This window comes from Chitinivibrionia bacterium (assembly GCA_009779925.1).
Classification (GTDB): Bacteria; Fibrobacterota; Chitinivibrionia; order Chitinivibrionales; family Chitinivibrionaceae; genus WRFX01.
On record WRAZ01000011.1, the window covers coordinates 26046 to 40658 of the forward strand.

Genomic DNA, 14613 nt, shown 5'->3' on the forward strand with positions numbered 1-14613 from the left:
AGTGATCATCGCGGATTAAGAGAAATATCTATTGGGAACTCTGTTCAAACTATTGGAAACTATGCGTTTTTCGGCACCAACTTAACTTCTGTAGTTATCCCAAACTCTGTAATGACTATTGGAGACTATGCTTTTGCCACTCTTAACAATTGGACTATGCCTTTGACTTCTGTGGTTATCCCAAACTCTGTAATAACTATTGGGGTTGGAGCTTTTTCAGGTAGCAATTTAAAGGAAATAACCATTCCAAACTCAGTGACACGTATTGAACGGTCCGCATTTTTGGGCAACACTAACTTGACAACATTAAACTTAAATGCCGATAATGTTAGTTTTGGATGGGAAGCATTTGGTAATACCCCTAATTTAACACGGCTTAATATTGGTGCTCAAGTAGCAACGAGACCAGTAAGAGAACTGTTGAGATTACCTAATTTAACTTATATTAGCGTAGATGCTCAAAATATTGCACTAAGTTCTTATGATGGCGTTTTATTTAGTAAAGAGAGAGACACTCTGATGAGATTTCCTAATGGTCGACAAGGCGCTTACGTTATTCCTAATTCGGTAAACACTATTGGAACTATAGCATTCGAGGCTGCTACCTTATTAACAGAAGTAACCATACCAAATTCGGTAAACACTATTGGAACTATGGCATTCGAGGCTGCTACCTTATTAACAGAAGTAACCATACCAAATTCGGTGACTAGTATTGGCGATCGCGCGTTTGCGAGTATGCCAAATTTAACAACGGTAAATTTTAATGCTGTAAATATTGCTCACAATAGATTATTATTTTCAGGTAGCAACAGCATAACGCAAGTTAATATCGGCGACCAAGTGACAAGAATCCCTGGTTCTGCTTTCAGTAGGCTAACCAACTTAACAGAAATCATAATCCCAAATTCAGTGGTTAGTATTGGCAGTAGGGCGTTCGAGATGACTGGTTTAACTAAAGCAACAATAGGTAATTCAGTATCTTCTATAGAAGATATGGCTTTTAGTAATACAAATTTAACAGAAATTACAATTCCCAACTCTGTAATAGATATTGGTAATAGTGCATTCGCGAATACAAATTTAACAGAAATTACAATTCCCAACTCTGTAATAGATATTGGTAATAGTGCATTCGCGAATACAAATTTGACAGATGTCTCCATTCCCAATTCAGTAACAAGTATCGGGCGGGAAGCATTTGCAAATAACACTAGTTTAAAAACGGTATATTTTAATGCTAACTTAACAAGTGTTGGTTGGGGTATGTTTTCGGGGGCTAATAGTATAGCACGAGTTAATTTCGGCGACGAAGTAACTACAATACCAAGTATTTTTAGAGGGGTAAACAGTTTACAAGAAGTCATACTTGGTAATTCGGTAACAACCATAGAAAACTTTGCGTTTGAGAATACTGGATTAACCGAAATCACCATTCCAAATTCAGTAACAACCATTGGATACGCCGCGTTTCGTGGCACGCCAAACTTAACAACTGTAAATTTTAATGCAGAAAATATTACCAATATGGCGGGTAATGTGTGGCGTATTTCTAACCATGTTTCAGAGCTATTCAATACAAGTATAACCACCATCAATATCGGAGACAATGTAACGGTAATCCCAGCTAATGCTTTTGTGGATCTACGAGGGATAAATGAAATAGTTATTCCCAATTCAGTGACGACTATTGGAAGTAGGGCGTTCGACGGTGCCACTAATTTAACAGAAATTACAATTCCCAACTCTGTAATAGATATTGGTAATAGTGCATTCGCGAATACTAATTTGACAGAAGTCTCGATTCCCAATTCAGTGACGACTATTGGAAATGGTGCGTTCGACGGTGCCACTAATTTAAAAGAGATTACTATCGGTAATTCTGTAACAAGTATTGCGCCTTATGCATTTGTTCGTACAGGTCTGAGAATAGTAAACTTTAACTCAAAAAACATGGTTGAAGCTATGAATTTGGTATGGGGTGAAGGCGAAAGTAATATACCTGCAATTATTCAAGTAAATATCGGTGACAGTGTAAAAGTAATTCCTAGTAATGCTTTTCGCAATTTATCAGAGTTAACAGAAGTAGTTATTCCTAATTCAGTAACAAGGATTGGGGCTATGGCTTTTGCAAATACAGGTTTGACGGAAATAACTATTCCCAGTTCAGTGGCAGATATTGAATATCGTGCATTTTGGGGAACATCTTTAACTTTAGTTAGAAACACGGCAGAATCTCCGCAACGTATTAGCCAAGATGTGTTTTTAGACTTAGATATAGCAAGTGCAACACTTTTTGTTCCATATGAGAGTTTAGTTGCTTACAGAATGGCGCCTATTTGGCAAGATTTCGGAAATATTGTTGCTCTAATCTATGATTGGAGCGAATGGAGTGAATGGAGAACAACCGTTATGGCAAGTTGTGTTCTGGCAGGAAGCAGAGAAAGAATAAGGATCTGCCGTACGCATAGTATACAAGACAGAGAAATTGAAGTCATTCCTACTCTTAACCACAGTTTTCTCGAAACTTGGACGACAATAACTCCTGCAACTTGCAACACTGCAGGCTTAGAGCGCCGAGAATGTTCACGCTTTGCAACTTGCGGTCATTACGAAACCCGTCCAATCGCTCCGCAACCTTGCGGTGGTACATATTGCAATATTTGCAATCCCAAATGCGGAAATTACCCCCGCACTTGCGGCAGAAGCGACTGCAACGAGCCACACTCTTGCAATGATGAAAATTGTATGATTTGCAGACCTAATTCAATCCGCCCCCGCGAAACGGAAAACCGCCAATACGGCATTATCCTCGAAGAAAATCCCGTCTCCGATTCTGCGGTAATCTTTATCCGAACTCCCGAACAAGCAACAATAACCTTGCGAATTTTGGATAATTTGGGCAATGTCGTATTCACGGAAACCGCTGCGTACGGGCGGGTTGGGAGACAGGGTCTCCACTTCGTATCAAACCCGCCCATACAAAACGCCGTCGATAACGCAATCATTTGGAATTTGACCAACCCCTCAGGCAGGTTTGTCGCCAACGGCACGTATTTGGTGGTGGTGGAGGCGACAGGTATCAGCGGAAAGGTGTACCGATATTCGGCAAGAATCGGCGTGAACAGGTAGAAAAATGTTTTTTTAACACGTTTTTTCAAGGGCGAAGAGAAATACTTCGCCCTTTTTTATTTATCCAGATAGCATTATTTGCAGAATATAAACAGGAAAATTTATTTATTGTTGCACGAGACGTGTGGATTAAATTATTTTACTGTGTTAATTTAATGTAAAACTTTATTAAACCGAAAACGGGAAAAGGTTGTATGAGCGAAGAAGTTATAGAAAAAAAGCGAAAATACGCGCGAAATTTGAAAGCTAAACGAGAAAAATTCGTAGGATTTATGAAAAGAACAGTCAATAACATTATTGTCTTAAATGAAAAGAATGTAAAAGATATGCCGAAAACTCATTTGCTTGCTTGTTGCGCGCACAGAAGCCATTTGGACTATCTTGTTCTGGGATTGAAAATTCCCGAATTCGGCGCGTCTCAAATTCGATTTGCCGCGGGCGACAATCTTACTCGCATACCGTTTCTGGGAAGTTTGTTTCGCTCGGTCGGCGCGTTCTCGGTTTATCGCGGAAAATCGTCGCAAAGAACTTATTTAATGCAACTTACCCATAAAGTAAAAATGATAGTTGCAAACGGCGATACTGTTATAGTGTTTCCCGAAGGCGGACGAAGTTATAACGGAAAGATGGGCGATATAAAGTCGGGCATAATTTCGGCGGGCGTTTTGGCGCAGAAAGAAAATCCGAAGCAACCTATTTACTACCTGCCTTGCGGTATAAATTACACAAACCTTCCCGACATCCGTGCATTCGATTTGCTTTTTAAGGCAAAAAAAATACGCGATAATTCCGAAAATGTATTCACTAAAACTTTGGGGAGTATTCTTTATTATTGGGCGGACATAAAAGTGTTTTTGGGCGATTGGATTTTCAAAAAAAAGACTGACATATATCTTAACGTAGGAAAACCTGTCGCATTATCGAGTATTACCGACGTCGAGAGCAAATATCGCGCAGAGGGAAAAACGGCGATTGCGGCAAACAAAGACGCCATAAACGATTGCGCAACTTGGCTTGAAAAACGCTTTTACGAAATTTTCCCGATACTTCCGCTGAATATTACGGCGTATCTCTTCAAAAAATACGGACGAAAAGGCTTAAGGGAAGAGCAGGTCGAAAAAATGCTGACCCAAATCAAAAAAATGTCGTTTTGCGTGGATGCTTTGAGCAATATGGACACTAAGCAAATCCTCAGAACGGGAATTTCACAGCTCAAAGAAAACGGAGCTACAGGCGGGATTTATCACGTTCGCTTAAAAAGAAAAAATCGTCTCGATTATTTTGCGGCGTTTTTGGAATCAGCAATAGAATATTACGAAAAACAGAGCGAGGCGTAATATGGCATTTCGTAATTATTTGATAAGCGACATTATTCTGGACGTGGACAGCGACTTCAAAGACGAAGCGTTGGACTTTGTTGTCAAAAGAATGTGCAAAAAAGCAAAGATTGCGAAATACAAGCCGATTATCGACGAAATTTTGGAGCGCGAAGACAACGTGTCTTCTTTTGTAGGGCAAGGCGTAGCCATTGTAAAAGCAACCGCCACCATAGAAAACGATTTTGCAATAATGGTCGCCCGAAATTGCGAAGGAATAAGTTATGACGCCGCCCGAAAAGCAAAAGTAAATATTTTAGTGGTGGTTCTTATAAATAAAAATGTCAGCGAGGAAAAAGTTATAGAATTAACCGCAGACATCGCAACATTTTTTAAGGATATTACGATTAACGCCGCTGTAAAAAGCGAGGAAACAGACACTATTTCGGAACTTTTCCGTGAAAAAAACGAAGAAGAAGACGGCGAAAAAAAGACAACAAAAGAGCCGCTTTTATCATCTGCCGCAGCCCTTGCCCGTGAAATAAACGCAAAAGCGATTTTGATTTTTGCCGACGCTAAACAAGATGTGGAATTTCTCAGAAATATCCGTATCCGCAAGCAAATAATAATTATAACGGCAAACAGAAGCAGATTTCCCGAAAACCTGATAGATTACGATTTTGTGCAGGCGCCGGCAGGAAAGGCGAGTGGAATGGGTCAGATAAAAATCGGAATAATGCTCGCCCTCTCTCGAAATTTAATAGCGCGCGAAGACACTGTCGTTTGCATTGCAGGAGCTCCGGGAAAAGATGTATTTAATCTTATTTCGGTAGTCGATATAGACAAAGAATTTGACTTTTTCTTCACACACACGCGCTCGCTTACTCCGCCCGACGTAAAGCCCGAAGTTTTGGAGCGGGTCTTGGGACTTGCAACCGAAATCGGACTTGAGGGGCGCGAGGGCAGGTCGATAGGCACAATTTTTGTTTTGGGCGACAGTGAAAATGTGGATGACCACATAACGCAACTCATAATAAATCCGTTTAAGGGCTACAAAAAGAGCGAGCGAAATGTGCTCGACCCCGCAATAGAAGAAACTATAAAAGAATTTGCCAGCATCGACGGCGCGTTTGTGGTCGATGGAGGCGGCGTAGTGATTTCGGCGGGAACATATCTGAACCCCACTTTCCCCGACACGGGAATGATACCCGAACTTTTGAGCGGATTGGGAGCGCGGCACGCGGCGGCGGCTGGAATTACCGTCTGTACCAACGCCATAGCGATTGTCACTTCGGAATCCACAGGACAAGTTACGGTTTTCAAAAACGGCTCAACTGTTTTGACACTTTCTAAACAAGGCGGACTGTAAGAATGAAGCTGAAAATGAAGAAAAGAGTTCTCGTTTTCAAACTTATTATCGCGGTAGCAATTATCGCGGTAGCAGTCGTCAGTGCAAGACCTATCAGAGCGATTTTTTTTGACAGAGCGCAAACAAAAAGCATAATGAAAAGCAAAATCGCCGAAAAAGATTCGCTTCAAAACATATTGCGAGGAATAAAGGAAGACCCCAACAATTTGGAAAGAGTTGTTCGCAACAGCGGTTATTCACGGAAAAACGAAACTATGTTGAAAATTATAGCCCCCGACCGAGAAAGCGAAAACAGAAGAATTGAAACAGGTTTATTTTTGGGAATTGCGGCGGCAACAATAATTTTGCTTATAATACTTTTTGCCGTTCCCGTAAAAACCAAAGAAGAAAAAAATAAAGAGGAAGAACGTCCGTGCAATCAGACGGATACGCAAGAATAAAAGAAGAAATCCTGAAAAGAGCGGACATCGTATCTACGATAGAGCGTTATGTTCCGCTTAAAAAATCAGGAAATTCCTATATGGGTTTATGCCCTTTTCACAACGAAAAATCACCGTCATTTTCTGTCAGTCCCGACACAGGAAACGGTGGAATGTACTACTGTTTCGGTTGCCAAAAAGGCGGCGATATTTTTAATTTTCTTATGGAAAAAGAGGGTTTTTCGTTTACGGAAGCATTGAAATCTCTCGCAAGCGAGTACGGAATTCCGTGGAATATAGAAAACAGCAAAAAAGAAGGGGACGAATACACCTCGACTTCTAATCGTTTTACTCTGCTTAAAGCGAGTGAATTTGCCGCCAATTTTTTCTACGACGAAATGAAAAAAAGTGCGTTTGCCAAAGAATACTTTAAGAGCCGCGGCATTTCGGGAGAAACTGCCAAAGAATTTCGCCTCGGATTTGCTCCAAACTCTTACGACGCACTACTTTCGGCGGCGAGAAGAGCCAAATTTGACGAAAATTTGCTTATAGAAGCCTCGCTTATAAAAAAGAGTGAATGGGGCGTTTATGATTTTTTCAGAAACCGCGCAATTTTTCCGATATTCGACACTTCGGGCAGACCCGTTGCTTTCGGCGGGCGGGCAATGGGCGACGAAATGCCGAAATATCTGAACTCTTCAAACTCGCCGCTTTACGACAAAAGCCGAATTTTTTACGGATATTATCAGGCGCAGAACGAAATTAAAGCCGAAAAAACCGCGATTTTGGTAGAGGGTTATATGGATATGATTTCGCTCTATCAGAACGGAATAAAAAACGCCATCGCCCCCTGCGGAACAAGTTTTTCGCAAGAACACGCTGTTTTTTTGAGCAGAGTATGCCAAAAAGCCATAGTTGTTTTTGACGGCGACAAAGCAGGAATAAACGGCGCAAAAAAGATTATAGAAAAACTTCTGCCTCTAGAAATCGATGTGCGCCACGTTTTAATTCCAAACAACCAAGACCCCGACGATTTTGTGCGAAAGAACGGAAAAGACGCATTTTCAGAACTCGTAAAACATTCGCAGGACGGATTTTCTTTTTGTGTAGAGCAAATAGAAAAAGAACGAAACGTTGCCACTCCCGTCGGAAAAAGCAAGGCGCTCAAAGACATAACACCAATGCTTGCAGAGATTAAAAACGAAATTATTCTGTCGGATTTTATCACAAATATTTCGATGCGGTGGAAAATCGCCCCTACCGAAATTAAGCGCAGTATTTACAATTTGCCAAAGAACCCAAACACTGCCGCGCCCGCGTCCACATCTGAAAACTTCAACTTTCAGGACGAAAACAAGCGTGTTTTTTATACTGAAGAAGGTAGAATATTGCAACTTCTTTTTTGCTACCCAAACATTCTTGCTGAAATAAAAAACGAAACAGAAGACGATTTATTTTGCGAAGCCCTTGTAAACAGATTATTTTTACTTATGAAGCGCGGTAATCTTGACAAGGACAACTTCCTCAGAAATGAAAATTTATACGGTCAGGAAACAGCGTTTTTGCTTACATTGACAAGCGAAGAAAGCGGCGTGCAAAACGAAGATGAGGCGAGAGAACAGGTAAATATTAAGTTAAACAGATTGCGAAAAATTGACCTGCAAAAGAAAAACGAACGCTTAAAAGACCTGATAAGAGAAGAGAGCGACGAAGAAAAAAGAATAAATATGCTTGCAAAGTTAGCAAAAAATCAAAAAGAAATCGCTGCCCTGCAAAAGAAAAAAACGGAGTTAAAATGAGTTTGAGTATTGACGAAAAATTAGAACATTTGTTGAAATACGCAAAATTGCAAGGTTTTGTGGGCATTTCGCAAATAGAAGAAATAGCCGACAATGTTGAGAATGATGAAAATATTTTGCGCCAAAAATTGACGGACGCAGGCGTTGAGATAAACGTTTTTTTGCGCACTCCAACACCAAAATTCGGATACAGAACAGCTGTATATCACGATAAAAAAAGGACTTCTTTCTCTCTGACAACCCGAATTGACGAAAAAGGAAACACTTCTATTTTAACTCCGCAAAAAGAAAAAGAATTATTCCAAAAAATGACTTACGCACGCAATGAAATTTTGAAATACGACTCCGAAAACACTGAAATCAGCGAAAGCGCACAAGCAAAACGTAATAGTATGAAAGAAGAATATTCCACATATAAACGTGAAATAATAGAGGCAAACATCCGCCTTGTTTTCAGTATTGCAAAGGAATACAGCGCCGCACACAAAGGAATTTTAGACATAAGCGACATAATTCAGGAGGGAAATATAGGACTTATAGACGCGGTCGAAAGCTTTGACTGCGAGCGAGGAATTAAATTTTCGTCTTGGGCGGTTTGGTATATCCGAAGGCAAATTTGGACAGCGGTAAATTCTTTTAAGAAGGGTGTTTATGTACCTGCAAAGACATCCACACAATTACATAAAATTTCGATTTTTGAGGAAAGATACAAGGCGCAAAAAGGCGAAAACCCGTCTGTTTACGAAATTGCAGAAGAACTTGGCTTAAAAGAAAAACATATAATGGCGCTTTTGGCTTATGATTTCGGCGAACTAAGTCAATCCAACGAATTTGCAGGTATTTGTTTTAACGATTTAGAAAAAGCTGACGAGCAAACAAACGACCCTTTCAACATTTTGGCGCAGAGAGTGCTTAAAGAAAACATAGACAAAATGCTGTGCGAAATTCCCGAAAGAGAGAGGCAAATGCTGATACTCTACTTCGGTTTATCGCCCGACAAAGAGCCGATGAATATGGCGCAAATAGGAACTATGTTCGAAATATCACGCGAAAGAGTGCGGCAGATTATAGATAATTCGTTAGAACAAATGAAAAAGCGCCAAAACACGCTGATAAAAGAATATCGCTGAAATCAGTTAGGCAAAAACCGTCTGAAACCCGAAAGATACTTTCCCCAGTAAATGTCGTTGAGCGGATTTATGGCAACTCCTCTTGTTGATGAGGAGTGAATAAAAGTTCCGTCGCCCAAATAAATTCCTACGTGGTTAATTCGGTTGCGGTTGCGCGGATTTACAAAGAAAACCAAATCGCCCTTTCTTATATTGTTGCGTGCAACCCGCGTTCCTCTGTCATACATCGTTTGAGCGTTGGTGCGTGCAAAATCGGTATGTCCCAAATCCTGATAAACCCGCCACACAAATCCCGAGCAATCAAATCCGTTTCGGGTGCTTCCGCCGAAAAGATACGGGACGCCGAGGTATCTTTCGGCGGCGCGCCTTATTCTTCCCTGACGAGGACTTTGCACTGTTTCGCGATTTTCTTCTTGTGGTGGCGGAGGTTGCCTGTGTCTTACCTCAAAAACAGCTGTTTGCTCGGCAACTGCGACAATTTCCTGCAACACCAAAGTATCTTCTTGTACCGATACGTTTGCCGCTTGATTTTGTCGGACTTGTTCTCGATTAAAGGACGGGCGAATTCTGCCGCTTACGTGTATTTCTCTGATATAATTCTCGTCGAAAGACGGACGAACATTTCTGCCTTGCAAAGTGCAACCGCTTAATATAAAAAACGCAAGAAAAAAGATTTGTTTAGTTATTGCTTTTTTCCAATTCTTTGGAGACGGCATAGGCATATTCTCCTTTGAAATTCGGCGCCATTATCTGTATTCCTATCGGCAACCCGTCGATTTTACCCATTGGAAGCGCAACGGCAGGACAACCCACCAAGTTTGCGGAAACTACATATTTATCGTTGAGATACATCTGCACAGGGTCTAAAATTTCTCCGATTTTGAACGCAGGGGTCGGCGTTATAGGCGACAAAATAATATCGCATTCTGCAAACGCTTTATTGAAATCGGCAATTATAAGCGAGCGAATTCGAGCCGCCTGCAAATAATATGCCTCGTATTGCCCCGAGCTTAAAAAGTAAGTTCCGAGCATTATTCTGCGCTTTACTTCCTCGCCTAATCCTTGGGCGCGCGTAAGTTTATACATTTCGTCGAGCGTCTTTGCTTCCTTGCTTCTATAACCGAAACGAACACCGTCAATGCACGACATATTTGATGACGCTTCCGCCGTCGCTAAAACGCAATATGCGGAAACCGAATGCTCTGTGTTTTCGAGGGAAATATCCACGAATTTTGCGCCGTTGTCTTTTAGATATTTTACTTTTTCGTCAAAAAGCGCGCGAACATTTTGCGGTAAATCGCTCGTTAAATATTCTTTCGGCAGACCTATAACTGCACCGTTTATTTCTTTTTTAGCAAATCCTACGAATGCTTTCTGACAATTTGTAGCATCTCTCTTGTCGGCGGTGGCAATTACCTGAAGCAAATATTTTGCGTCATCAATCGAATTTGCCATAGGACCTACTTGGTCAAACGACGAAGCAAGCGCGCTTACTCCGTATCGGCTGACAAGCCCGTAAGTCGGTTTTACTGATACTACTCCGCAAAAAGACGCAGGCTGACGAATTGAGCCGCCCGTGTCGCTTCCCAACGCCAAAGGCACCATTCCTGCCGCAATTGCCGCGGCGCTTCCGCCCGAACTTCCGCCGGAAACTCTTGTTAAATCATACGGATTTTTCACACAGCCGAAGAATGACGTTTCGTTGCTTGAGCCCATTGCAAATTCGTCCATATTTGTTTTTCCGACGATGATTGCGCCTGCTTTTTTGAGTTCTTCTATGACGTGCGCGTCGAAAGTCGGTATATAGTTTTCGAGCATTTTTGAGCCGCAGGTTGTGCGAATTCCTTTTGTGGAAATATTATCTTTTACGGCAATCGGAATTCCGCATAAAGACATTTTTTTCTTTTCGGCGGGACTTAATTTATCCAATTCGGAAGCGGTTTTGCGAGCATAATCGTCGCAAATCGTAATAAATGCGTTTATTTCGCCGTTTTTCTCGTTAATTATTTTAAGCGATTTTTCGACAAGCGATATTGCCGTTATCTCGCCGCTTTGTACCGATTTTACAACTTCTTCGACACTATTTTCAAAAAAACTCATATTTGCCTCGCAATTTTACTTAAACCAACGGTATGCCCACAGCGAAACTATGACGCCTACTATAGACATTGTATTTATGTTCATTTCAAAACCGAACTGAAATTTTATCGCCTGAATGTCAACGGAAACAGGATAAGGATATCCCGCCGATATAGGCAAGAAATTGAATAAGAACAAATCTCTGACAACGTTCGCGTCTCCAGGGATTTGACCTATAAGCAAGCCCAAATAACTTCCGATGATAAGCCCTATTACACTAACGAAAACAAGTGTAGATAATTTTTTTTCCACAAGCAATTTTGGCATAAACCAACTCCTTTTCTCAAAATTTTGACACAAAAATACTATATCGCGCAAACCGAATGCAAAAACTACCAATATTTTCCGACAAAAAAACAAAAGAACTTGGTGCAGATAGTATTTTCAGTAAAAATAAAGGAGAAAAACATAAAAAAATGACCAACGAAGACTTTGACATCGCTTATGCCGTTTTAAAAGAGCATTTTGAGAACAACAAAACGCCCGTAATCGATTTAATGGCAATCGAAGACGGAGACCCGTACAAAATACTTGTCGGCTCAATCCTTTCGACGCGCACAAAAGACGAAACCACATCAACTGCCTGCAAAAAACTGTTTGAAAAAGCGGATAATCTTGAAAAATTGGCGACGCTTTCTACCGAAGAAATCGAAAAACTGATTTTTCCCGTTGGGTTTTACAGAGAAAAAGCGAAAAACTTAAAGCAAATACCGCATATTGTTAACGAAAAATTCGGCGGCGTTATCCCAAAAACCATTGATGAACTACTTGAATTTCCCGGGGTCGGGCGAAAAGTTGCAAATTTGGTTGTCGCCGCCGCATTCAAATTACCCGCTATTTGCGTTGATACTCACGTTCACCGAATTTTTAATCGTCTCGGCTACATAAAAACAAAAAATCCGTTAGAAACCGAAATGGCGTTGCGAAAAAAGCTCCCCGAAAAATACTGGCTCGGCGTAAACGGATATATGGTATCTTACGGACAAAATATCTGCCGCCCGATTTCGCCCAAATGCGAGATTTGCAAAATATCGGAAATTTGTGAGTTTACAAATAAAGAAACTTTGCAAAAATACCACAAAGCAATAAGCGAAACGCAGTTTGCGGGTCAAAGAGCAGGCATAACTCCCGAAATTATCAACGATGTTATTAAAGAGTATCGAAGAGAAAAGAGAATATAACAAAAAATAATAGACTTCTTGCGAAATCATTGTAGGGGCGGGTTTCAAACCCGCCCTTTTACTGTATCAAACACGAGATTAAACACAGGTGGGCGGTGATTTGGGCGGGTTTGAAACCCGCCCCTACAGAAAATCGTTCGCGTTTTTTTAGATTTCGCAAGAAGTCTAATATTCTCCTCGTATATCAAAAAAAAGAACAGACGGCAACAACTCCGTCTGTTCTTTTTTGGATAAGGGACAAGCACAAAATAACAAAAAAAGTGCCTGTCCCTATGAAGATGGTGCAAAATAACAACAGAAAGCACCGCCCCCAATAGAGCGAATATAAAAACATGGAATACACTCGCTCCTTTTTTGGAGTTTGCGCAACATGGAGAGTGCGCTCCCTCCGATAAAGAACAGGCGGCAACAACTCCGCCTGTCCTTTTGGAAAAATAACAAACTTAATATCCAAGTTATCTGAGCAGTGCCAACACGCCTTGTGTTGAAGCATTCGCTTGAGACAACATAGAAGTTGCAGACTGCACCAAAATCTGATTTGTGGTAAATTTGGAAGCTTCGCTCGCAAAATCCACGTCTCTGATTTGGCTTTCCGCCGCTTGTTGGTTGACAATCGAGGTTGTAAGATTGTTAATCGTGCTTTCGAGACGATTAACCAACGCACCAATATCCGAACGAGCGCGGCTTACTTCTTCAATCATATCGTCCAAAACCCCTATAGCGGCAATCGCACTATCGCCTGTAGAGCCGCCAATACTTGCCATTCCTTTTGCGAAAGTAATTGCCGTGTAGTCCACTGTGATAGAGTCCACTCCAACTACATCATTCGCACCAATCCACAAGTCTCTGCCGTTAAACATACTGTCGCCGCCTCTTGAGCGTGTGTCAAAAATCTGATGAGGTATATTACTCACACCATTGATATTAAATTCAGCCATATCCATCGCGGCGACTGCATCTCTTCCCTGTTTTCTAACAGCATCGAGCTGTGCATTGGTAAGCGTAAGGGCGGTTGTATTACCACCTGCGCCAAAGTCGTGCCCATCAACATCTACACCGGCACTTCTGAGAGCATTTCGCTGAGTTTCGCTCAAATCACCCAAGGCAGTTGTAGAAGCAATCGACAATCCGTTTACTCTATAATCAGAGTTACCCAATGTTCCAGCAGTAGTCCGAGTAATATTGGGGTTATTACCCAAGAACTCAAAACCACTGTTAAACGTAGCCCCTACTGCAGCATAACCTCTGTGTATTTGGGTAGTATCGGGAATAGTGAGGACATTACTAGCCGCAGAAGCCAAGAGAGAGCGCTGTTCTACATCTCCCATCTGAGCGTCGATAATACTTGTAGCCATCGCTCGAATATCATTTCTCCAAGCAGTGTGCGCATCACTAAGAGCCCCCGGTATCCCACTATCCCGAGCGTCTTGTGCTGCCCGACTATTTTGAAAACTATGGACACCACCACCAGCATTTAACTGCCTCATAATATCTGTAGCCAATAACTCTATCGCATCATTTCTGAAATTTATCAAAGCATTAGCTCTTTCATTTCTATTTGTTAAAATCTCTTGGTTTGACGATTGAGGTCCTGTGAGTAATTTAATGCCGTTGAAGTTTGTTTCGTCGATAATTCTCTCGATTTCTTCTGCCAATGCCTGAAATTCAGAGTCCATATACGAACGCTCGGTTTCGCTGTAAGTGTTCGTTGATGCCTGAATTGCCAACTCTCTTTTGCGTTGCATAATGTTGTGCAACTCGTTCATTGCTCCTTCGGCAATGTTCAATGCGCTGATACCATCAAGCGCGTTTCTTTTTGCTTGTTGTGCCCCCCTTACCTGCGTTCTCAACCCTTCCGATAACGCCAAGCCTGCCGCGTCGTCGCTTGCTCTGTTAATTCTGAGACCCGTTGACAATTTTTCCAAATTGTTTGAAACTTGTCTGTTGTTCATAAACAAAGCACCTTGAGTGTGCAATGATGAAATGTTGTTGTTAATACGCATAAAAGCCTCCTTGCTTTTGCCGCCTTAGCGGCTTCGTTTATATTGTTTTTTAGTAGCACTTCCTTGGCTACATTTTGAAATATCGTCCTTGCTTGCTTGCTTGAAACTTTAGTGTTTTGTTAAAA

11 protein-coding genes are annotated in these 14613 nt (G+C 41.4%); 7 read left to right on the forward strand and 4 right to left on the reverse strand.

The window, feature by feature from the left end:
- Positions 1–156 precede the first annotated feature (156 nt).
- The 6 genes from FWE23_05105 (at position 157) to FWE23_05130 (ending at position 9165) form a co-directional block, all read left to right on the forward strand.
- The gene (locus FWE23_05105; protein ID MCL2844812.1) at positions 157–3132 is read left to right on the forward strand and encodes a leucine-rich repeat domain-containing protein; all 2976 of its coding nucleotides are present in this window, start codon (positions 157–159) and stop codon (positions 3130–3132) included.
- A gap of 194 nt (positions 3133–3326) precedes the next feature.
- Complete coding sequence (locus FWE23_05110; GenBank protein MCL2844813.1) at positions 3327–4469, forward strand: 1-acyl-sn-glycerol-3-phosphate acyltransferase; 1143 nt, start codon at positions 3327–3329, stop codon at positions 4467–4469.
- A 1-nt stretch (position 4470) separates the two neighbouring features.
- A complete protein-coding gene (locus FWE23_05115; GenBank protein MCL2844814.1) occupies positions 4471–5817 on the forward strand; it encodes a diadenylate cyclase in 1347 nt (448 codons plus the stop codon).
- Positions 5818–5819: 2 nt separating this feature from the next.
- Positions 5820–6257, forward strand: coding sequence for a hypothetical protein (locus FWE23_05120; GenBank protein MCL2844815.1), 438 nt, complete (start codon positions 5820–5822; stop codon positions 6255–6257).
- Positions 6230–8035, forward strand: a complete 1806-nt coding sequence (gene dnaG / locus FWE23_05125; GenBank protein ID MCL2844816.1) for a DNA primase — start codon at positions 6230–6232, stop codon at positions 8033–8035. The genes FWE23_05120 and dnaG overlap by 28 nt, the downstream gene beginning before the upstream one ends.
- Positions 8032–9165: a sigma-70 family RNA polymerase sigma factor gene (locus FWE23_05130; GenBank protein MCL2844817.1), complete on the forward strand. Its 1134-nt coding sequence runs from the start codon at positions 8032–8034 to the stop codon at positions 9163–9165. The genes dnaG and FWE23_05130 overlap by 4 nt, the downstream gene beginning before the upstream one ends.
- 2 nt (positions 9166–9167) lie before the next feature.
- Here FWE23_05130 and FWE23_05135 read toward each other — a convergent pair whose 3' ends face one another.
- The 3 genes from FWE23_05135 to FWE23_05145 are packed head-to-tail and all read right to left on the reverse strand — an operon-like array spanning position 9168 to position 11571.
- On the reverse strand, positions 9168–9881 hold the full coding sequence (locus tag FWE23_05135) for a C40 family peptidase (GenBank protein MCL2844818.1): 714 nt from the start codon (positions 9879–9881) through the stop codon (positions 9168–9170).
- Positions 9844–11265, reverse strand: coding sequence for an Asp-tRNA(Asn)/Glu-tRNA(Gln) amidotransferase subunit GatA (gene gatA, locus FWE23_05140; protein ID MCL2844819.1), 1422 nt, complete (start codon positions 11263–11265; stop codon positions 9844–9846). The genes FWE23_05135 and gatA overlap by 38 nt, the downstream gene beginning before the upstream one ends.
- A 15-nt stretch (positions 11266–11280) precedes the next feature.
- Positions 11281–11571, reverse strand: coding sequence for a DUF4321 domain-containing protein (locus tag FWE23_05145; protein ID MCL2844820.1), 291 nt, complete (start codon positions 11569–11571; stop codon positions 11281–11283).
- Positions 11572–11720: 149 nt separating this feature from the next.
- Here FWE23_05145 and FWE23_05150 point away from each other — a divergent pair, with 149 nt between their 5' ends.
- Complete coding sequence (locus FWE23_05150; GenBank protein MCL2844821.1) at positions 11721–12485, forward strand: endonuclease III; 765 nt, start codon at positions 11721–11723, stop codon at positions 12483–12485.
- A gap of 455 nt (positions 12486–12940) precedes the next feature.
- Here the strand turns inward: FWE23_05150 and FWE23_05155 are convergent, their stop codons facing one another.
- On the reverse strand, positions 12941–14488 hold the full coding sequence (locus FWE23_05155; GenBank protein MCL2844822.1) for a hypothetical protein: 1548 nt from the start codon (positions 14486–14488) through the stop codon (positions 12941–12943).
- Between the last annotated feature and the right edge of the window lie 125 nt (positions 14489–14613).

Coding starts and splice junctions, on each gene's coding strand:
- FWE23_05105 (MCL2844812.1), top strand. CDS start 157: ATGCCTTTGACTTCTGTGGTTATCCCAAACTCTGTAATAACTATTGGG.
- FWE23_05110 (MCL2844813.1), top strand. CDS start 3,327: ATGAGCGAAGAAGTTATAGAAAAAAAGCGAAAATACGCGCGAAATTTG.
- FWE23_05115 (MCL2844814.1), top strand. CDS start 4,471: ATGGCATTTCGTAATTATTTGATAAGCGACATTATTCTGGACGTGGAC.
- FWE23_05120 (MCL2844815.1), top strand. CDS start 5,820: ATGAAGCTGAAAATGAAGAAAAGAGTTCTCGTTTTCAAACTTATTATC.
- FWE23_05130 (MCL2844817.1), top strand. CDS start 8,032: ATGAGTTTGAGTATTGACGAAAAATTAGAACATTTGTTGAAATACGCA.
- FWE23_05135 (MCL2844818.1), bottom strand. CDS start 9,881: ATGCCGTCTCCAAAGAATTGGAAAAAAGCAATAACTAAACAAATCTTT.
- gatA (MCL2844819.1), bottom strand. CDS start 11,265: ATGAGTTTTTTTGAAAATAGTGTCGAAGAAGTTGTAAAATCGGTACAA.
- FWE23_05145 (MCL2844820.1), bottom strand. CDS start 11,571: ATGCCAAAATTGCTTGTGGAAAAAAAATTATCTACACTTGTTTTCGTT.
- FWE23_05150 (MCL2844821.1), top strand. CDS start 11,721: ATGACCAACGAAGACTTTGACATCGCTTATGCCGTTTTAAAAGAGCAT.
- FWE23_05155 (MCL2844822.1), bottom strand. CDS start 14,488: ATGCGTATTAACAACAACATTTCATCATTGCACACTCAAGGTGCTTTG.